Origin of the sequence: Rhizobium sp. NFR03, from assembly GCF_900111275.1 — a bacterium.
Classification (GTDB): domain Bacteria; phylum Pseudomonadota; class Alphaproteobacteria; order Rhizobiales; family Rhizobiaceae; genus Ferranicluibacter.
This window is the reverse complement of record NZ_FOGR01000007.1, coordinates 1-20,031: the sequence shown is the minus strand read 5'-3', so window position 1 is coordinate 20,031 and position 20,031 is coordinate 1. Positions and strand designations below refer to the sequence as shown.

The 20,031-nt window shown below is 59.6% G+C and carries 16 protein-coding genes, 1 tRNA gene, 1 rRNA gene and 4 pseudogenes; 8 read left to right on the top strand and 14 right to left on the bottom strand.

The window, feature by feature from the left end; genetic code table 11:
* Positions 1 to 7: 7 nt before the first annotated feature.
* From BSG19_RS19450 to BSG19_RS19410, 9 genes are all read right to left on the bottom strand, one after another.
* Positions 8 to 940, bottom strand: coding sequence for an ABC transporter ATP-binding protein (locus BSG19_RS19450; RefSeq protein WP_092989690.1), 933 nt, complete (start codon positions 938 to 940; stop codon positions 8 to 10).
* Positions 937 to 1,578 (bottom strand): ABC transporter permease, encoded by a 642-nt coding sequence (locus tag BSG19_RS19445; RefSeq protein WP_092989689.1) that lies wholly within the window; start codon positions 1,576 to 1,578, stop codon positions 937 to 939. The genes BSG19_RS19450 and BSG19_RS19445 overlap by 4 nt, the downstream gene beginning before the upstream one ends.
* Before the next feature lie 10 nt (positions 1,579 to 1,588).
* Positions 1,589 to 2,206 carry an ABC transporter permease gene (locus BSG19_RS19440; RefSeq protein ID WP_092989688.1) on the bottom strand — a complete coding sequence of 206 codons (618 nt, stop codon included), beginning with the start codon at positions 2,204 to 2,206 and terminating at the stop codon, positions 1,589 to 1,591.
* A 115-nt stretch (positions 2,207 to 2,321) separates the two neighbouring features.
* The gene (locus BSG19_RS19435; RefSeq protein ID WP_092989687.1) at positions 2,322 to 3,197 is read right to left on the bottom strand and encodes a glycine betaine ABC transporter substrate-binding protein; all 876 of its coding nucleotides are present in this window, start codon (positions 3,195 to 3,197) and stop codon (positions 2,322 to 2,324) included.
* A 312-nt stretch (positions 3,198 to 3,509) separates the two neighbouring features.
* Positions 3,510 to 4,301, bottom strand: a complete 792-nt coding sequence (locus BSG19_RS19430; RefSeq protein ID WP_170866049.1) for an ABC transporter ATP-binding protein — start codon at positions 4,299 to 4,301, stop codon at positions 3,510 to 3,512.
* An 8-nt stretch (positions 4,302 to 4,309) separates the two neighbouring features.
* Entirely contained in the window at positions 4,310 to 5,170 is an 861-nt protein-coding gene (locus tag BSG19_RS19425) for an ABC transporter ATP-binding protein (protein WP_092989685.1), read from the bottom strand.
* Positions 5,163 to 6,074 (bottom strand): ABC transporter permease, encoded by a 912-nt coding sequence (locus tag BSG19_RS19420; protein ID WP_092989806.1) that lies wholly within the window; start codon positions 6,072 to 6,074, stop codon positions 5,163 to 5,165. Before BSG19_RS19420 ends, BSG19_RS19425 begins: the two co-directional genes overlap by 8 nt.
* A gap of 2 nt (positions 6,075 to 6,076) precedes the next feature.
* Complete coding sequence (locus BSG19_RS19415) at positions 6,077 to 7,144, bottom strand: ABC transporter permease (RefSeq protein WP_092989805.1); 1,068 nt, start codon at positions 7,142 to 7,144, stop codon at positions 6,077 to 6,079.
* Between the two features lie 41 nt (positions 7,145 to 7,185).
* Positions 7,186 to 8,781 carry an ABC transporter substrate-binding protein gene (locus tag BSG19_RS19410; protein WP_092989684.1) on the bottom strand — a complete coding sequence of 532 codons (1,596 nt, stop codon included), beginning with the start codon at positions 8,779 to 8,781 and terminating at the stop codon, positions 7,186 to 7,188.
* 155 nt (positions 8,782 to 8,936) lie between these two features.
* On the opposite strand from BSG19_RS19410, the gene BSG19_RS19405 reads away from it, so the two are divergent.
* Genes BSG19_RS19405 through BSG19_RS19395 form a run of 3 tightly spaced genes read left to right on the top strand, consistent with a single transcriptional unit; the run spans position 8,937 to position 11,681 of the window.
* Complete coding sequence (locus tag BSG19_RS19405; RefSeq protein ID WP_244529330.1) at positions 8,937 to 9,605, top strand: GntR family transcriptional regulator; 669 nt, start codon at positions 8,937 to 8,939, stop codon at positions 9,603 to 9,605.
* Between the two features lies 1 nt (position 9,606).
* A complete protein-coding gene (locus BSG19_RS19400) occupies positions 9,607 to 10,527 on the top strand; it encodes a dihydrodipicolinate synthase family protein (RefSeq protein WP_244529329.1) in 921 nt (306 codons plus the stop codon).
* A gap of 14 nt (positions 10,528 to 10,541) precedes the next feature.
* On the top strand, positions 10,542 to 11,681 hold the full coding sequence (locus BSG19_RS19395) for a mandelate racemase/muconate lactonizing enzyme family protein (protein ID WP_092989681.1): 1,140 nt from the start codon (positions 10,542 to 10,544) through the stop codon (positions 11,679 to 11,681).
* A gap of 228 nt (positions 11,682 to 11,909) precedes the next feature.
* Here the strand turns inward: BSG19_RS19395 and BSG19_RS19390 are convergent, their stop codons facing one another.
* Together BSG19_RS19390 and BSG19_RS19385 are read right to left on the bottom strand one after the other, a co-directional pair.
* Positions 11,910 to 12,134: a hypothetical protein gene (locus tag BSG19_RS19390; protein WP_092989680.1), complete on the bottom strand. Its 225-nt coding sequence runs from the start codon at positions 12,132 to 12,134 to the stop codon at positions 11,910 to 11,912.
* A 126-nt stretch (positions 12,135 to 12,260) separates the two neighbouring features.
* The gene (locus tag BSG19_RS19385) at positions 12,261 to 12,470 is read right to left on the bottom strand and encodes a cold-shock protein (RefSeq protein ID WP_092989679.1); all 210 of its coding nucleotides are present in this window, start codon (positions 12,468 to 12,470) and stop codon (positions 12,261 to 12,263) included.
* 658 nt (positions 12,471 to 13,128) lie between these two features.
* Here BSG19_RS19385 and BSG19_RS26425 point away from each other — a divergent pair.
* The 3 genes and pseudogenes from BSG19_RS26425 to BSG19_RS19375 all read left to right on the top strand — a co-directional run.
* Positions 13,129 to 13,521 (top strand): annotated as a pseudogene (locus tag BSG19_RS26425) (GAF domain-containing protein); the annotation flags it as partial.
* Between the two features lie 48 nt (positions 13,522 to 13,569).
* Positions 13,570 to 14,898 carry a putative bifunctional diguanylate cyclase/phosphodiesterase gene (locus BSG19_RS19380; protein ID WP_244529338.1) on the top strand — a complete coding sequence of 443 codons (1,329 nt, stop codon included), beginning with the start codon at positions 13,570 to 13,572 and terminating at the stop codon, positions 14,896 to 14,898.
* Positions 14,899 to 15,219: 321 nt separating this feature from the next.
* Positions 15,220 to 17,466 (top strand): methyl-accepting chemotaxis protein, encoded by a 2,247-nt coding sequence (locus BSG19_RS19375; protein ID WP_092989804.1) that lies wholly within the window; start codon positions 15,220 to 15,222, stop codon positions 17,464 to 17,466.
* A 51-nt stretch (positions 17,467 to 17,517) separates the two neighbouring features.
* Here BSG19_RS19375 and BSG19_RS26420 read toward each other — a convergent pair.
* Positions 17,518 to 17,719, bottom strand: a pseudogene (locus BSG19_RS26420) (IS630 family transposase); the annotation flags it as partial.
* A gap of 14 nt (positions 17,720 to 17,733) precedes the next feature.
* Between BSG19_RS26420 and BSG19_RS26415 the strand changes: the two are divergent.
* Together BSG19_RS26415 and BSG19_RS19365 are read left to right on the top strand one after the other, a co-directional pair.
* Positions 17,734 to 18,776: pseudogene (locus BSG19_RS26415) on the top strand (IS21 family transposase); the annotation flags it as partial.
* Between the two features lie 24 nt (positions 18,777 to 18,800).
* A pseudogene (locus BSG19_RS19365) lies at positions 18,801 to 19,410 on the top strand (ATP-binding protein); the annotation flags it as partial.
* A gap of 296 nt (positions 19,411 to 19,706) precedes the next feature.
* Here the strand turns inward: BSG19_RS19365 and BSG19_RS19360 are convergent.
* Positions 19,707 to 19,783: transfer RNA gene (locus BSG19_RS19360), tRNA-Met, on the bottom strand.
* A 55-nt stretch (positions 19,784 to 19,838) separates the two neighbouring features.
* Positions 19,839 to 19,953: ribosomal RNA gene (rrf, locus tag BSG19_RS19355) — 5S ribosomal RNA — on the bottom strand.
* Positions 19,954 to 20,031: the final 78 nt, after the last annotated feature.

Genomic DNA, 20,031 nt, shown 5'->3' with positions numbered 1-20,031 from the left:
TCTCCGGTCAGATCGAGAAGATCGCTTCGCGCGTCAGATGGCCTGTCACGGTGCCGTCTTCGCCGGCCACGGCAAGGACGTCTGTATTGCCCGCAACCATCAGCGACAGTGCATCGCGCAGGTTCACCGATGCGGCGACCCTGGACGCTGCACCGGCGTGCAGCCCGGCAAGTGCGGCATCCGCTACCGAAAACAGGCTGAGACGTTTGATCGCTCGATCTATACCCACAAAGTTGGCGACGAAATCGTCTGCGGGGCGGGACAGGATCGCATCAGGCGTATCGTATTGAACGATCCGGCCATCGCGCATGATGGCGATACGGTCTCCGAGACGGATTGCCTCATCGAGATCATGTGTCACGAGGACCACTGTCTTGCGGACGCGGCTGAGGATCTGCCGAAACTCATCCTGAAGTCGCGCGCGGGCGATGGGGTCGATGGCGCCGAACGGCTCGTCCATGAGAAGGACTGCAGGGTCCGCTGCCAGAGCACGGGCGACGCCGATACGCTGGCGCTGGCCTCCCGAAAGCTGCCGTGGGTAACGATTCAGCATGTCCTTGGGATCGAGACCGACGAGATCGAGCAGCTCTGCCGTACGCCGGTCGATACGGGCTTTGTCCCACCCGAGCAGGTTCGGCACGGCCGCGATATTTTCCGCGATCGTCATATGGGGAAAGAGGCCGACGGATTGGATGACGTAGCCGATGTGTCGGCGCAATTGCACCGGGTCGACATGGGTCACGTCCTCCCCGTTGACGAAGATACGCCCCTCTGTGGGTTCGATCAGACGATTGATCATTCGCATCGTTGTGGTCTTGCCGCAGCCGGAAGGTCCGATCAATGCGACAATCGATCCTTCGGGAACCTCGAGGGTCAGGTTTTCGACCGATGGCATCGCCGCTTCTGCATAATGCTTGGTGACGTTCTCCATGCGGATCATGCGGCTGTTCTTTCTGCGAAGAGTTTCTTCTCTGTAAAGCCGAGAATGAACTCGGTTCCGAGAGCGAGAATGGCGATCGGCACGGCGCCGACGAGAAGTCGCGACATGTCCATCATACTGATGCCACCTGCAATAAAATCGCCCAGTCCGCCCCCACCGATAAACGGGGCAAGCGTCGCGCCGGCCAGGACCTGAACGGCGGCGGTACGCGCACCGGCAAACATCGCCGGTGCGGCGAGCGGAATGCGAATCTTGCGCAGCACCTGACTGCGGCTCATACCCATGCCGATTGCCGCCTCGACGGCGTCCGGGTCCACATCCCGAAGACCGATATAGGCGTTGAGCAGGATCGGCGGCAGGGCAAGAACTGTCAGCGCCACAATAGACGGCATCAGTCCGATACCGAGCAGCGGCATCATGATCGCGAGGATCGCCAGACTGGGAACCGTGCGCAAACCGTTCACTGTATTGATGACGCCGAATGCGAAGCGGCCGTGATGGACGATGGCAACCGACAGAGGCAGCGCGATAACAAGCGCGATTGCGAGCGACACGCCGGACATAACCAGATGCTGGCCGAGCGCGCGCGTGAAGACGTCGGGATTGTTGGCGATCCAGGAAACCGCATCGTTCAGCATTGCGATCCCTTCATTGCCACCGGACCAGGAGCCGTTCGGCGCGGGTCAGGATCAGGTCGAAGGAGATCGCAAGAAGTGCTGTCAGAATACCGCCGACCATGATTTTCTCCGGATATTCCTGGTCGATACCGATGAGGATGATCGTGCCGAGCCCGCCGCCATCGATAAAGGCCGCGACCGTCGCAATCCCGATTGTCGTCACGAGAGCGATGCGGGCACCAGACAGGATCAGCGGTGCGGCGAGTGGCAATTCAATGCGAAACAATCGTTGCCAGCGGCCATATCCCATGCCGTCAGCAGCATCGAGCACGTCTGCCGGAACGCCCCGCAGACCGGTCACGATGTTGCGCAACAGGATCAGCAGACAGTATGACGAGAGCCCGATCAAGGCGGGCTTCATGCCGAGGCCGACAAGCGGAATGAGCAGCGCGAAGAGCGCCAGGCTCGGAATGACGAAGATCACGTTGGCGATGGTCAAGGCAACGGCGTAGACCCTCTGGCGGCGCGCACAGAATATGCCGATGACGAGTGCGACGACCAGGCCGATCAGAACAGCGGAAATCGACAGAACAAGATGCTGCCAGACGGCGAGCGCGATCTCGGGAATATGTCTGGGAGCCCACTTCAACGATTCAGAGCTTTCCTTGAGGCGATCAGGAGCATGGACGCAGACGATGCGGCAGAGCAAAGACGGGCCGCATCGTCATGTCAAATTGCGCGCTGCACAATTATATCAAGAGCTTTCAGATGCCTTGGGCCTTCAGAAAGTCCGCAGCGACATCCGCCGGCTCTTCCTTGTCGCGATCGACCTTGGCATTCAGCTCGCGCATGGTCTCGTTGTTGAGAAGCGGACTGATCTTGTTCAGCACCTCGGAGATCTTGGGGTTTTTGGCAAGCGTGTCCTGACGAACGACCGGCACCAGATAGTAGGGAGGGAAAAGCTTCTTGTCGTCTTCAAGAACGACGAGCTTGTTTTCCGAAATCTGCCAGTCCGTCGCAAAACCATAGGAAACGTCGAGATCCTTGCTGGCCAGCGCGCTGTAGCGGATGCCGAGCTTCGCGAAGATCTTGAACTCCTTGAACGCGATACCGTAGGTCTGCTTCAGACCCGGCAGACCGTCCTTACGGTCGCCAAAGCCGGCCTCCGCGCCGAAGGTCAGATCCTTGGAGACCGGACCGAGATCTGTCAGGGTCTTCAACTTGTATGTCTCGGCCGTCTCCGGGAGCAGGATGATCGCATAGCCGTTGTTGATCCGGGTCGGCTCAAGGAGCGTGAGCTTCAGGTTCTTCTCGTAGTAGTCCTTGACCTCGCCGTAGATCTTCTCGGCGCTGCCCGACAGGTCTCCCTTGACGACAGCCGCGAGCGCTGTGCCCGTATATTCCGGATAGAGGTCGATCTCGCCATTCGTCAGAGCGGTATGGGCGACAAGGGTCGCGCCGAGGTTAAGACGGCGTTCGACTTCGACGCCTGCTTTTTCAAGAGCCTGCGCATAGATTTCCGCGACGACGAACTGTTCGGTGAAATTCTTGCTGCCGATCTTCACGGCTTGCGCATGCGCCGGGGCTGCCAGCGCAAAGAGTGTCGTGGCAACGATGCCTGCTATAGTTCTCAAATACATATGTCCCCCTGCTGGACCGGTTGCAGGAAGAGTGTAAGCGGAGACGGTCCTTCAGAGCACGGGATAACTTCCTGTTTCGAGACCGGACTGTGGAAGAAAAAACCATGATGCATCATGGCAACAGCTGGCGACCCCTTTCCCGCGCGCGCTGTCGGCCCCTTACGGGACGAGCCGGATCGACCCGTGCCATCAGCCCTGGAGCATGTCCAGCCGAAGCGGGATCGCTTCGGCGTCGGACAATGCGGAGAAAACAAGAGGATGAGGTGGCCCGTTTACCGCCATCGATGATCGGCGGGACGTGCGAGTTCTATCTTAAACTGAAATCCGAACGTCACCTCGGGTTTTGGTCGGTAGCTTCTTTGGCGTGTAGCCTCGGCTCCCGTCCATCAGCACCTTGGTATAGGGGTGTGTCACCATTCCTTCGAGGATCTGCTGCTTCGTCACCGTTTCCACGAAGACGCCGTTCTGCATGACGGCAACGCGATCGCAAAGATGGGCGATAACCGCCATGTCGTGACTGACAAGGATGAAGGTCAGGTTCTCGCGTTGCCTCAGATCCTTGAGCAGATTGAGGATCTCAGCCTGGATCGACACGTCGAGCGCAGAGGTTGGTTCATCGAGGAGAAGAATACGAGGCTTCAGGATGAGGGCGCGGGCGATCGCGACACGCTGGCGCTGGCCGCCGGAGAGCTGGTGCGGGAAACGGTAACGGAAGTTGACGGGAAGGCCGACATCCCGGAGCACGGCCTCGACTCTGGTCTGGCGGTCATCGATCCCGTGGATTTCCAACGGCTCCAGCAGGATGCGGCCGATCGTGTGGCGGGGATGGAGCGAACCGAAGGGATCCTGGAAAACCATCTGCTGACGTGCCAGCTGTTCCTGCGTCCGCTTGGCGCCGATCACTTCGCCATCTATCGTGATACGGCCTGTCCATTGCCTGTTGCGGCCTGCAAGCGCACCCAGAATGGTCGATTTTCCGCAGCCGCTTTCACCGATCAGTCCAAATGTTTCGTTCGCGCCAACCTCGAAGGACACGTCATCCACCACGCGGGTCGGCCGGTTCGGATGGCCGTAGGAGACGGCGAGATGTTCGACAGTGATCATGGACATCGTCAGCCCTCCAGCCAGGCAGGATCGCGCGCGAGAATATCGAGCCTGTCGCGCGGATGGTCGAGACTCGGCAGGGCATTGAGAAGACCCTGCGTGTAGGGATGCTTCGCCTGATCCAGATCCGCCGCCGCAATGGTTTCCACGATACGTCCAGCATACATGATGATGACGCGATCGCAGAAACTGCGTACCAGATTGAGATCGTGCGAGATGAAGATGAGACCGATATCGCGCTCTGTCACCAGCTCGTCGAGAATGCTAAGGACCTGCTGGCGAACGGTCACATCCAGCGCGGAGGTCGGCTCATCGGCGATGATGAGCGAAGGAGACGCGATCAGCATCATCGAAATCATGATGCGCTGGCCCATGCCGCCCGAGACTTCATGTGGATAGAGATCAAAGACCCGGCGAGGGTCGCGGATCTGGACGCGTTCGAGCATGCCGAGCGTCCGCTCACGCGCGACCCTGCGGGAAACCTTTTCATGCAACATCACGGTTTCGCTGATCTGCTCACCCACCGTCATGACCGGATTGAGCGAGTATTTGGGATCCTGAAGGATCATCGCCATGCGCCGCCCGCGGATGGACAGCATTTCCTTCTCGCTCACCTTCAGGAGGTCGATCTCCTCGAAACGCAAGGCATCGGCTTGCACCACCGCGCCCGGTGGCTGGAGCCGCATGATAGCGCGGCCCGTCGTGCTCTTGCCGGAGCCGCTTTCTCCGATGATGCCGACCTTTTCACGCCCGACGGAGAAAGAGACGTCGCGGACGGCAGGAATGATGCCCGAAAGGGACGGGAAACCCACCGACATATTTCGTACCGTCAGGATCGGGTCCACGGGCAGCGGCGTTGGATCAGGCATTGCGCGGGTCCAGAATGTCACGGAGACCGTCTCCCAGGAGGTTGAAGGCGAGGCTGACGACGAGGATCGCGATGCCGGGGATGGTCGTCAGCCACCATGCGTCGAGCAGGTACTGGCGACCGGAAGCGGCCATCGCGCCCCATTCCGGCATTGGCGGCTGCGCGCCAAGGCCGAGAAAGCCGAGACCTGCGGCTGTGAGAATGATGCTCGACATGTTGAGCGTCAGTCGAACGATAATCGACGGCGCGCAGAGCGGCACGATGTGGCGAAAGAGAATGCGCGCCATGCCGGCGCCCTGAAGTTCGGCAGCGACAACGAAATCCGCCTTGCGAAAGGTTAGCGTTTCCGCACGGGCGAGGCGCGCGATCGGCGGCCAGATGGTCAGCGCGATGGCGATCACGGCATTCTCGATGCCCGGTCCGAGTGCTGCGGAAAAGGCGAGCGCCAGAACCAGAGAGGGAAAAGAGAGGAAGATGTCGGTGATCCGCATCAGCACCGTATCGACCCACCCGCCGAGATAGCCCGCCGTCGCGCCGATGACGAAGCCGATCGGAGCGACGATGACCGTCACGAGAATGCTGATGTAGAGCGTGGTGCGGGCGCCATAGACGAGGCGAGCATAGACATCCCGGCCAAACTCGTCGGTTCCAAACCAGTAGAGAGCGGAGGGAGCCTTGAGCGCCATGCCGAGATCCTGGGCGAGCGGATCGTGAATGGTAAGAAGCGGCGCGAGCGTTGCAATGCCCACGAGGAGCACGATGACCACGAAGCCAAGCAGCGCCAGCGGATTGGCCACGAGGCTCAACCAGCCGACATAGGCCTTGTGCAGACGCGCCTGCCGGTTGGAGGTGAAATCCTCGCGGATCAGCCAGTCGTGGAGGTTTTGGAACGTACCGGAACGGATTGTCATGATGACCGGGTCCTCGGGTCGATGAAGCGGTAGACGATGTCGGAAAGGAGATTGACCGCAATCGATATGAGGCCGATCAGGAGAACGCTGCCGAGAACGGCATTCATATCGGCGAAGAACAGCGCCGAGGTGAGGTATTGGCCAAGGCCCGGCCATGAGAACACGGTCTCGATCAGCACTGTACCGTCCAGCAGGCCGCAATAGGCAAGTGCAACGACCGTCAGAAGCTGCACGCGAATGTTCCGGAAGGCGTGCCGCCAGACGATGGGGCGCTGTCCAAGGCCCTTGGCCCGAGCTGTCAGAATGTATTCCTGACGAAGCTGCTCCAGCATGAAGCTGCGGCTCATCCGGCTGAGATAGGCCATGGCGGCATAGCCGAGAATGATTGCCGGCGCGGCGACGTGGTGAAGGGCACTCCAGAAAACCTCCCACTCCCCGGCCAGCAGTGAGTCCACGATCAGCGAGTTGGTCGGGCCATCCACCAGTCCCTCATTGTAGATGTCGATCCGCCCGCCGCCGGGTATCCAGCCGAGTGTCGCGTAGAACACGAGGATGACGATGGTGCCGAGCCAGAAGATCGGCGTGGAGTAGCCCAGCAACCCCACGACGCGCGCGACATGATCGACCCAGGTTCCCTTGCGAACGGCAGCGATGACGCCGAGCGGCACACCGAAGCCGGCGCCGATCAGCGTGGCGAGGGTGGCGAGCTCCAGCGTTGCCGGAAACACCCGCGCAAGATCGCTTGCGACAGGGTTCTTGGTAATATGCGACTGACCGAAATCCAGCCGCGCGACATCGCGCAGATATGTGCCGAACTGGACATAGAGCGGCTGATCGAGACCCATTTCCTTATAAACGCGATCATAGGTGATCTGGTCGGCCTGATCTCCGATGACCGCGATGACGGGGTCTGCCGGCACCATGCGGCCGATGACGAAGGTAATCATCAAGAGGCCAAGCAACGTGGTCGCAATGACGCCGAAGGACGCGGCCAACTTGCCGGTTCCGGTGAGCAGCGCCGATTTGTCCGGCAGTCTGCTTTCAGTGGTCTGGGTGATGCTCACGACGTTCCATCCTTCCTGATCGGCGATTGCCGCCCTGCCCGTCATTCGGCCTTCGTGACCGTGTCCCAGCGGGTGAGCCATGTGGCGTGGCCGACATAGCCCTTGACCACATTGCTGACCGCCTTTGCGTCGGTTCGCTGGAAGGAGGTGATCAGAGCGGGAGAGCCTGCGAGATATGCGGCATTGATCTTCGCGTAGAGATCCACCCGCTTCGCCGGATCGGTTTCATGGGCCGCGGCGGTCACCATGTCCTGGATCTCCTTGGGCACATCCCAGGCGGAACGCCATGCGAGCAGTCCGGTAAGCTTGGCGGCATCTGCATTGTCGGCATTGGTCGCGTAGGAATTCAGCACGGCATGTGGGTCGGGCAGGCGTTCGCCGGAGCGGGCCGAGAAGAGCTGGAAATCCCGTGCCCGGAACTTGCCGATATGGTCGCCACCCTGAAGATCGAGCTTGATGCCTGCTTTCGCGGCATTGGCAGCCAGAGACTGGGCAACCTCGTATTCAGGCGTTACCGGCGTCGCATAGTAGACCTTCGAGAAGCCATCGGGATAACCGGCTTCGGCCAGCAGGGCCTTCGCCTTCTCGACATCCAGCTTGTAGGGGTTTTCGGTCGATGCGCCCGGCAGGCCGGCCGGGATAATCGTCTGCTGCTTGACGCCGTAATACTTCATGACCGTCCCGGCGAGGCCGTCATAGTCGATCAGGTAGCGGAAGGCCTCGCGCACCTTGGGCTTGGACAGGATCTCGTCCTTCTGGTTCAGCGCCAGATAGTAGAAGCCGAAGCCCGGCGTCTTCTGGATGGTCACCTTGTCACCCGCGTCGAGCGCGTTCAGGTCGGTGGAGGACAGTCGCGTCGCGACATCGATATCCCCGGCCTCGATCTGAAGACGCTGGGCTGACGACTCCGGCATATGCCGGATCAGGACCCGGCGCATGGCCGGTGCGCCCTGCCAGTAATCCTTGAAGGCGTCCGCGATCAAAAGCTCATTCGATCGCCAGGAACGCAATGCGTATGGCCCCGAGCCGGCATCTGCCGTCTGCAGGTAGGCCCGCCCCATATCGCCGTCCTTCTCTTTGTCTGCAAGGAAGGCGCTGTCGAGAATGGAGGTGGAAAAGCTGGCAAGGGAGAAGAGAATGAGGTTGGCATTCCAGACCTCAGGCGTCTCGACGACCAGTGTGGCGTCGTCCGTCGCACGGATCAGCGTATCGACGTTTTCGGTGGAGAAGCCCCACTGGCGAAGATCGGTGGACGGTGCAAGCCCGAGCTTCACGAGCCGGCGCAGCGACCATTCGACGTCCTTCGCCGTCAGGGCATTGCCCGAGTGGAACGTCACCCCGGAGCGGATCTTGAACGTGAAGGTCTTCCCATCCGGCGAGACGGTCCAGCTTTCTGCAAGGCCCGGCTGCGGCTCGGCGATCCTGTCGGCCGCCAGAACGACGAGCCGCTCATAGAGATTGGCAACGACTTCGGCGGACTCAAGCTGGTTCAGCTCGTGCGGGTCCAGCCCGCGCATCGAGGACATATTCGAGGCAAGCACCAGCTGATCGGCAGGCGTGGCCGCGCTTGCGACCGGTGCGGTTAGAACGGACACCGCAGCTGCGGCAGCCATTGCGAATAGGTGGGCTTTGTTCATTCCGTCTCCTCCGAGGCTCCTCAACCTCATGTTTGCAAACTTTGATATCGACAACGATCTGAAATTTGATATATCAGATTTCACAAAACACAATCGACGTCAACGGGGTTCTTGAAACCATGGCTCAAAACGCGACCGAGGATCTTGGCGACAGCATGTCCAAACTGGACCCCCGCGTCTTTGCCACCTTGCGGGATCACGTTCACCGTAGCCTTCGCACGGCGATCATCGGCGGCCGCTTCGCCTTCGGACAGAAGTTGAACGAGCGGCAGCTGGCGGAACAGCTCGGGGTGAGCACGACGCCGATCAAGGAGGCTTTGCGCCAGCTGGAGTCGGACGGCCTCGTCGAGACGCAACCGCGCCGCGGCGTCATCGTCCGCTTCAATGCGACCTGGGCGGAGGAAATGATCCTGGCAAGGGCTGCACTGGAATCGATGATCGCGCATCTCGCCGCCAAGCGCCGGGAGCCCGAAGAAGGCACGGCTCTTTCGGCAACGGTGAAGCGCATGCGTGAGGCGACAAGCAGCGGCGACGCCGACAGCCTGATCCTCCTCAACGAGACCTTTCATGACCAGATCCACGTTGCATCGCGCTGCGCCTATCTCGGCAAACTGATCGAGCGCCAGCAATTCTACGATGCCGGCACGCGCCGCATCATTCACTCGGATCCTGCCGAACGCGAAAAGGCATTCGGGGAACATGCGGCCATCGCGGCTGCGATAACGGCTGGCGATGCGGATCTCGCGGAGCGGCAGATGCGCGACCACGTGGTCAGGTCCGGCGAGACCTATCTCGCCATCGTATTCGGAAACAAGGAGAGTTGATGTGACTGACACGCTTCAGGCCGTTCGGACGGCCCTGACCGGCATTTCCGGCGTTCCGGTAACCCCCTATCGTCCCGATGGCAGCATCGACATCGAGAAACTGACAACGCTGATCGAGCGCCTCGCGGCGGCTCGCGTCCAGAACCTCATGGCGGCGGGCAACACAGGCGAATTCTTCACCCTGACGATGGACGAAGTTCGCGAGGTGCATCGCGTCACCATCCGGGCGGCGAACAAGCAGACGCTCGTCAGTGCGGCCGTCGGTCGATCCCTTGCGGAAGCGAAGTCACTCGCCCGGGACGCCATCGCGGAAGGAGCGGATGCCATCATGGGGCACCATCCGATGGATCCCTTCGCCGGACCGAGTTATCAGGCCCGCTATTTTCTGGATCTCGCCGATGCCGCGACCGTCCCGCTAATCGCCTATGTTCGCAGCGACGGTTTTTCCGTCGACGACTTCAGGGCGCTCGCCCTTCACGGCAATATTGCCGGCATCAAGTTCGCGTCCACCAATCTCATGCTGCTTGCCGATGTCATACGCTCCACGCGCGATGCGCCGGCCATCTGGGTCTGCGGCCTTGCCGAAGGCTGGGCGCCTGCCTTCTACGCACTTGGCGCACGCGGCTTTACTTCGGGTCTCGTCAATGTCTTTCCGGAGCGCAGCCACGCGATCCATCGCGCCCTAGAGGCCGGGGACTACGCGAGAGCCCGAACACTCATCGACGGTATCGCCGGCTTCGAAGCGTTGCGCACCAAGTATAACAACGGCGCCAATGTCACGGTCGTGAAAGAAGCTCTGGGCATGCTGGGAACCGATGTGGGCCCGGTCCGCGTCCCCGGCGTGACCGCCCTGACGAACGACGAGCGCTCCCTGCTTCGCTCGATCGTCGATCGTGTCGAAACCGAAGCCCGCGCCGCCTGACCGGAGACCGAAACGTGCATATTACCAGCCTGAAAACCTACATGCAGCGGGTGGACGAGCGTCCCCGGCTGCTCGTGAAGATCGAGACCAGCGAAGGCATTTCCGGCTGGGGCGAGTGCTACAATCACGGGCCCGATCTCGCTCTGCCGCCGCTTCTCGACTACCTGTTTCACCAGATCGAGGGGGAAGACCCGCGCCGGGTGGAGTTCCTGGTCCTGAAGCTGAACCAGCAATGCCGTTTTCCGCCCGGTGCGCTCGGTCTCGCCGCCATCTCCGCGATCGACCACGCGCTTTGGGATATTGCCGGAAAGGCTGCCGGCCTGCCGGTCTATATGCTCCTTGGGGGAAATGTCCGGGACCGCGTGAAAGTCTATTGCGGCGTCTACACGGCGCCGGATCCCGAGCACGCGCGCGATCAGACATTGCAACTGCATGAAGATTACGGATACACCGCTTTCAAGATCAGCCCATACCGCCGAGACCTGCACAAGGGACGCTGGGGCGAACTGGTGCGGGAGACAGGCGATTATTTCGGGCGTATCCGCGAAATAACGCCCTCGGATTTCGAGTTTGCTTTCGATGCGCATGCGAAGATCTTCGAGCCTTACCAGGCCATCCAGCTTGCCGCCGCCATCGCCTCCCATGATCCGCTATTCTACGAAGAGCCGATCCGGCCGGAGCACATTCCCGCGTGGAGCGAGCTCAAGTCCAAGATCAACGTCCCGCTCGCGACAGGGGAATCCCTCTACTCCCGCTTCGAGTTTCTGGCACTGCTCAATGCGCGGGGTGCCGATATCATTCAGCCGGACATCTGCGTTGTGGGTGGCGTCACCGAAATGCGCCGTATCGCGACACTGGCCGAGGCGCACTACGTGACGGTCGCGCCGCACAATCCCATGGGTCCGCTGGCCACCGCCGTCAACATCCACTTCTGCGCGGCACAACCCAACTTCAAGATTCTGGAATTCAAGCCGCATGTTCACGCGCCCTGGGCGCTCGATCCTTACATGCCCGTTGATGGACACATGGACCTGCGCCCTGATCGTCCCGGCTGGGGTATCGAGATCGACGAGGCGTGCCTTGCGAAGGACGACTATGTGCACTGGGAGCGCAAGATCACCCGCAAGCCCGATGGATCGACAGCCTATCCCTGAGGCGTGATCAATCACCCGTCGATCTGGCGGTCCTGATCCGGCCTTTCCTCGCTCAGTCGACATTATCGACTCTTCCCGCGGAGCAGCGTGCGAGACATGGTCATCTGATCGCCTCAAGGGGACTTGAGGCCTTCGTCGTCACGTCACGTCTTCAACGCATGCGAACCAGCGCAGCCACGTCAAGGGCGATGATGCATCTCACGATCGGCTTATGACGCTGAAACGCATTCAGGGTTTGCGTGAGCGCTTCGCTTCCATGCTAGCCGCAGCGGCGGCCATATCCTGTGCTTCCTTGGCAAGACGCGCTTCGCGCAGTCGCAAGGTTTTCGCTTCTCTTGCCTGAAGGATCGAGTCGAGCTCCTCTACGGCGTGACCGCGTGCAAAAAACTGTGTTTGTGTCTGGCCAAAGGCAATCTCGGCATCTTTCCGCGATTTCGAATGTGTCTCTGTCATGAAGCGTCCTGTCTGTTGCGTCCTTACTTGGACAAATGAAAAAGGCCAGGCTGTTCGCCTGGCCCTGAATTTCATCGGTCTCGTCAATGCCAGTACATCCGTGGTCATAGACGCGACCGTTTTAGATCAAGCAGCCTGAAGATTGCAGGCCGACATCTTGCCCGACTTTTTGTCGCGCTCGAGTTCGTAGCCAAGCTTCTGGCCTTCGACGATTTCGCGCATGCCTGCGCGTTCGACCGCCGAGATATGGACGAAAGCGTCTTCGCCGCCATCGTCAGGCTGGATGAAGCCGAAGCCCTTTGTGGAATTAAACCATTTAACGGTGCCTGTGGTCATGATGAACCCTTTTCAAAGCAATGTAGATCGACCACGCCACCAAAGTGACGCGGATAGTGAAAACGATGTTTTTGAAAGGAAGGTTCGTTCGGAGCGCGGTGCCAGTCGCGCAGTAACCAAAGCTCAGCAAGCAAAATATCGATATACCAAAAATAGAAGAGCGCGACCGGGATGTCAACCTTTAGTTTTGACCTCACCTGACGCGGGCACTCCGTACCCTATCTCATGGATCGAAGCGCCGGGATTTACCGACCTCGATGTCTCGATCCTGGAGCAACATCTTCAAATAGATATCCGGTTGATAGAGGCCTGAATGGCTTTGCCGATGCATCGCATTTCACCAGATACGACCGCTCCAGTGCCGAGACGCTAGAGGCTTACGGACCAGCCGATGGCTGACGGCAAGATGGACATGCATGCTTTCACAGCCTATCCGCCTTCAGCACAAATTCCGCGTGATGACGATTCTGATGATACGTCGTGAGATCACACCGAGATGATCTGTCGTGATGAATCCATCGTTACACTACCGATTTGTAGGATACGCCAATCTTGCTGGATTCGTACGGTATCGAACATGTATATTTCCGCCGATATCTCGGAAAATTAAGGTTCAGGGCATAATCTGGTCAAAAGATTGAGTGTAGGCCACAAGCATATGTTAGATTACGAATGCCGGCGTTTAGGCGCGTTGCAGGAACTGAACCTTCTCGACACACCCCCCAGTGAAAGCTTCGACCGGATCACAAGAATGGCGAGCCAGATCTTTGATCTGCCAATCGCGGCCGTGTCGCTGACGGACGTTGATCGTCAATGGTTCAAGTCGCGTGTCGGTGTTCAGCACCAGTCGATCCCGAGAGATCGCGCGCCTTGCGCTCAGGTTGCCGAGCGGACTGAAGTCCTTGTTGTCGAGGATATGGCAGAAGATGCTTGTTACCGCGACAGTCATCTCGGGCGAAGTGGCGTTCGATTTTACGCTGGCGCGCCCTTGGTAACAAAGGAAGGGTTCGGACTCGGCGCTCTTTGTGTTCTTGGCACCGAGCCGCGACACGTCACAGAACGCGAGATCCGTGCGTTGACCGATCTCGCCGAGATGGTCATGGCGCAGATCGAGCTTCAGCATGCCTATGGACGGATCGAGCCCGTCAGTGGCCTCCCGAACCGGATCCAGTTCTACGACGACATGACGGATCTCGCCCGGGATGAACAGGATGCCAATCTCCGCCTTGCGGTCTTGATCGACCTTGCCGAGACGGCACAAATCGACAACCTTACGCGGGTGATGGGACCGGGCCATCTTGACGCCTGCGTAAAGGCTGCGGCCCGTCTGTTGCGATTGGAGCTTGGGCAGCAGAGGACGATCTACAACGTTTCCAGTACACAATTCGCCTTCCTTGCGGCAAAAGGTTCGCAAGAAGCAGACGCACTTGTGGAACTTGGCGATCTTCTGTCGCATTTGCAGGCCGCGACAGATCTGCGCTTTCTGCTCACGCCGGTCGCCGGCATTGTTCCATTCACTCCCACAGGCATCGAGCCCGCGGAGCTCCTGCAGGCTTTAAACAGCGCCGCTCAGGATGCCCGTCACAGCAACAATCAGGCCAGCCTGTTCTCGCTGGAGCGCGATGAAAAACATCGACGGCATTTCAAGATTCTTCAGGACGTTTCGGAGGCTCTTCGGTCCGACAATCAGCTCGCGCTCGTTTTCCAGCCGCGCATAGATCTTCAAAGCAGGAAATGCGTTGCCGTAGAGGTGCTTCTGCGATGGCAGCATCCGGAACTCGGGAACGTTTCGCCAAGCGAATTTATCCCGATCATCGAGCGCTCCGCACATGTTCGAGACTTGACCCTTTGGGTTCTCAACGCCGCGCTCGGTCAGTCGCGCTCATGGATCGACGCCGGCTTTACCATGCCGGTGTCGGTGAATGTCTCTGCGGCAAATCTCGAGGATCACGTCTTCGTGGAGCATGTGATGGCCGCACTGATGCGGCACGGCATTCCGCCCCTACATCTCGAACTCGAAGTCACCGAGAGCGCGATCATGAAGGATGCAAAAGCAGCGCTTCGAACGCTCGAAGCCCTGCGCGATATCGGCATCAAACTGTCTATCGATGATTTCGGGACCGGATACAGCAGCCTATCCTACCTGCAGAAGCTCCCGACGGAGGTCGTCAAGATCGACCAATCCTTCATTCGCAATCTGGACGGTGACGAGCGCGGACAGAGCCTGGTCCAGTCGATGATTACGCTCTCGCATGACCTCGGGTACCGCGTGGTGGCCGAGGGTGTCGAAACGAACCCGGTGCGCGAGATCCTGACGCAGATGTCGTGTGACGAGGCCCAAGGTTACCTTTTTGCAAAGCCCCTGCCGGCTCTGGAGCTGGAGACCTGGATGAAAGCAGGTCAATGGCGAGACAAAGCAGCGGCTTGACGATCGGCAAGCAAGAGACGGCAGTATCAGCTCCGGCCCCACTTGATCATCGACGATCTCCGGCGACTGAAGTTTACCACACGTTGAGCGACATTGATCAATGCAACGCGAAAAGAAACAAGCCCGGTCTTGCTGCGATCGATATCTGAGCTTCCGAACTCGGCACATCGCGTCTCAGCCGCACCATGTGTGCTTCGGAGAAAGCTTATATCTCTTATAAACGAAGAAAACGGATCTTTTATTTGTATGAGCTGAAGATTTACTCAACTTTTAATATTTTCGTTCACCTTGGATTACATAGTTCAAATCGCCGAGGATCTCGTGGCCCACTCTGTCGCTCAACGTCCGCTCTGGATTAAAATCACCGCTTACGGTTTTGCGGCCGTACTCTTTTCCGCTGTTGCGATTGGCGGTAGCGCATCGTATCGGCAATCGGCCTCAACTGCGGATACGCTGGCGCGCGAGGCAAGCGCTGACCTTGCACTCGTTGAGACGGACATGGCGGCCCAGCGGAAAACGGCATCGGCAATCGCTCTTGCCATCGCCGGCGAGCCTGAAATACCGGCGCTGATCGCGTCCAATGCGCGTGACGCGATCATCTCGCGCTATGCCGGCGCGATGCCGGGCATCGTCAAGGACAGCGGCATAACGTTCCTCACCGTCACCAATGCAAACGGCGAAGCCGTTGCTCGAATTCACACGCCGGACAAGTTCGGCGACGACATGAAGGGACGCCGCAAGACCATCGTGCAGGCGCTCCAGTCCGGCAATCTTGTTGCGGGTATCGAACCCGGGCGGACGGCCGTCAGCATGTTCGCATCGGCGCCCATCAAGAAGGACGGTGTCGTCGTGGGCGTCGTCGACGCAGGTACCAGCCTGACGAACGACTATTTCAAGTCCGTCGCAGACCGTATCGGCGGAGAGATCGCGATCTACGTCGAAGCCGATGGCAAGCTGGTCAAGCAGGCGTCTACCATCGAAGGCGACATGTTGCCGGAGGAGAGCTTGAAGGCGGTACTGGCAGGAGAGACAAAGCAGGCCAATATCTCGCTTGCCGACAAGCACTACCTTGTCGAGGCCCGGCCCCTGACCAATTTTTCGGGCGCAACGATCGGTGTCATCCAGATCGCTTCGGACGTCACCACAGTGGTCAATGAGGCCACTAAAGCCTTGTGGATAACGATCATCGGCACGGTCGTCGTTTCGGTTCTATCTCTTCTTGGCTTCCTGATATTCGCCCGCTCGCTCGCATCCGTCATCGGCGGGATTACCACGACCATGACGCGTCTGGCCAAGGGCGATCTGCAGGCCGATATCGAAGGCGGGGACCGGCCCGACGAGGTGGGCGCCATGGCGCGCGCCGTGCAGGTATTCAAGGACAACGCGATCAAGACGCGGGATCTCGAAGAACAGGCGGAGCGCCAGCGCAATCAGTCGGAGGAAGACCGGCTCCGCTCCGCCGAGACGGAACATGCCCGTGCAAATGCCATGGCCCAAGCCACCAGCGGCCTTGCCAACGGCCTCAAGCATCTGGCTGAAGGAGACCTGAGCTATCAGATTTCGGAAACCTTCCACCACGACTTCGAAAGCCTGCGCACCGACTTCAACCAGGCCGTCGAGCAACTCCGTACCACGCTCTCCTCGGTGGCGGAGGCGACAGCTTCCATCGATAGCGGATCACGCGAAATCAGCCAGAGCGCCGACGACCTCTCGCGGCGCACCGAACAACAGGCAGCATCACTGGAGGAAACTGCCGCGGCATTGGATGAGATCACCGCCAATGTCTCGAACTCCTCGAAGCGGGCCGAGGAAGCACGCGCCGTTGCCGTCCAGGCCAATGAAAGCGCGCGGCGCTCCGGTTCGGTGGTCGGCGACGCTGTCGATGCGATGAGCAAGATCGAGCAGTCCTCCAGCCAGATTTCCAACATCATCGGCGTTATCGATGAAATCGCATTCCAGACCAATCTTCTGGCCCTGAATGCGGGCGTGGAAGCGGCTCGCGCCGGTGAGGCGGGCCGCGGGTTCGCAGTCGTGGCGCAGGAGGTGCGGGAGCTTGCGCAGCGTTCCGCAAAGGCGGCAAAAGAGATCAAGGACCTCATCCGCAACTCGTCCGGCGAAGTCCAGAGCGGCGTACACCTTGTCCAGCAGACCGGAGAAGCACTGCGGACGATCGAGGCCTATATCGTTACGATCAACCAGCACATGGATTCCATCGCGACCTCTTCGCGCGAACAATCCATCGGTCTTGGAGAGGTGAACACCGCCGTCAACCAGATGGATCAGGTCACGCAGCAGAACGCAGCCATGGTCGAGGAGGCCAACGCTGCCGGTGCGACCCTGGCGATGGAAGCCGCAAGGCTCAAAGAGCTTGTCGGACGGTTCCAGTTTTCCTCAAGCAGCAAGATCGCCATGCCTACGCAGCCGGCAACCATTGCAAGGCCCGCGCCCTCGTCTTCCTCGACGTCACAACCGCGTGCAATGGTCCGCAAGATCAGCAACGCTTTCTCCGGCAGATCTACGGCAGCTGCAGCAGTTCAACCTTCCGCTGACAACTGGGAGGAGTTCTAGGGCAAAGTCAACGTAATTCGGGTCACAGCCCTGCGCCCCGAAGGAGTGTTGGCATTCCTCCGGGGTAAACCGGAGAGGCAATCGGCGACGGCGGACCAGCGATCTTCGACGGTTCTGGCGCCCGCCTTCCTGAGCGGGGCCTTGAGCTTGAAGGGAGGTATCGCGATGGGGTTGAAGTCCGGCGAATATGGCGGGATGAACAGGAGCCGCGCTCCAGCGTTCCCAAGACCTCGCGCACGCCGCTGATCTTGTGAGTGGGCGACCGTCCATGACCGCCTCCGCCACAGTCGGATGATGTTCGCACGGGCCTATAGGCGTGAGAGCCAAGAGATGGTCTTCGACGCGCATGACAAGGCCTTTGACTTCTTCCGTGGCACATGCACACGCGGAATCTACGACAACACCGGACGAATGCGAGCATTCGCCGGGAGAAGACGGCGGTCGAGGCTGTCCTCATCGGTAAGGAACGCCTCGACAATCGCGATTTGCCTCACAGATGTGCAGCCACTATCTCGTGCATCCCGTAGCCTGCACGACAGCATCCGGTTGGGAGGAAGGGCAAGTCGAGAACCAGGTCGGACTCGTGCGTGGGCGGTTCCTCACACTTCGTCTACGAGTCAAAAGCCTGCATGAGCTGAATGCCTGACTGCCCGGCAAATGCGTCGCCTATCCCAGGCCCATCGTCACCCAGAACAGACAGCGCAGACGATCTGGCAGATGTTCGAGGCCCAGCGTGGTAGCCTCGTGCGCTACGTCGGCACATTCGATGCCTTCCACAGCCTCCTAGCCTCGATGTCCAAGACCTGCACAGTCCGCTTCGCTAACAACAAATACTTGGTTCTATCGACGGCCGCCGGTCGCGCCGTCGAGGTTCATGCCTATGCTGATCGGATCGTCATCAAACAGGATGGAATGACGGTCGCCGACCATTGGCGCAGCTTCGGCCGTGGCGATACTGTCTATGATCCTTGGCACTATGTCCCTGTTCTGGCTCGCAAACCCGAAGCCCTTCGTAAGGCGCTCCCTTCCGGGAATGGGTTTTGCCAGCCGCGATGGAGAAGGTCCGAAAGCGATTGAAGAACGTCGAATATGGTGATCGGCAGATGGTCACCATATTCGGATGCCTGCCCGCTGATGGTCTCGCGGCCGTTGAGTCTGCCTGTGAGGGAGGTCTCGATTACGGCGTCTGCACGGACTCTCTGATCATCAACATTCTGGCGCGAAGTCGCGATCCGGCTGCCACACGAACACTGCAAATCCCGGATGCGCTTCGGCTTGCCCATGAGCCGGTCGCCGACTGCGCCCGTTAGGACAACTTGAGGTGACGCAAGTTGATGGAACGCACAAAAGTTCTCGAACTGATGAGCACGCTGAAGCTCTATGGAATGTGCAGCGCCTGCGACGAAGTTATGGGAAACGGCATCAAACGGCAGCACGAACCGCCGCGTATCGTTGGTGACCTCCAGCAGTCGGAGATCGCCGAAAAGCAGGCCAGGTCCATTCGCCACCAGTTCAGCATCGCCAAGCTGCCGTTGGCAAGGGACATCGACGACTTCGACTTCACCAACACACCCGTCAATGAGTCCCTGGTGTGGGAACTGCCTAACGACACTTTCGTCGCCGTTCAACGCAAAGCTGCACTCGCCGGCAGCACGGGAACTGGCAAGAGCCATCTGGCAATCGCGATCGCCCGGACGCTCATCGGCAACAGCACGCGGCCGCTTCTTAACTGTTGTCGATGTGGTCAATCGGCTCGAAACAGAAACGCGCCACCGCAAACAAGGTTGGATGGTAGACTACCGCACACGCCTCGACTTCATTATCCTCGATGAACTCGGCTATCTCCCCTTAGAAAAGGCCGGCGGTCAACTCCTCTCGCACCTGATCAGCAGGCTCTACGAGAGAACCCCGATCATCGTCACCACGAACCTGGCATTTGGCGAGTAGCCCTCGGTCTTCGGCGATGCGAAGATGACGACGGCACTCCTCGACCGCCCGCGAGGCGTCGTCTTGTATACAGTGAGGACTGTACATCAGACCGGTCAATCTCTCGCGGCAGCCTTTCGGTGATTTCGGCCTCAGATATCCACCGGGACTGCGGGTCCTTCGCCGCGCGTCTCTTCCCGCCGTTCTGTCACTCTTCCGGTCTGTTTCCGCCTGGGCGTCATGCCGGCACGACAAAACCCCCGGGGCGGGCGCCTACGGGGGTTTGTTTTATGTGCAGTATGACGGATTTGATTTGGTTGCGGGGGCAGGATTTGAACCTGCGGCCTTCAGGTTATGAGCCTGACGAGCTACCGGGCTGCTCCACCCCGCGGAAGGGAAAGGGACTGAGATTGTTTGAGAAGATGGTATATGTTTGCCTTTAGCAGACCTGGCAGCGACCGACTCTCCCGCGTCTTAAGACGAAGTACCATAGGCGCTGGGGCGTTTCACGGCCGTGTTCGGAATGGGAACGGGTGCGGCCACCCCGCCAGAACCACCAGGTCGGCTAAGGGCAAACAACGAGAAGCTGGATTTTGGTGCGCAGCGAAGACGATTGGCATGGAGGGTTTATCCTGCATG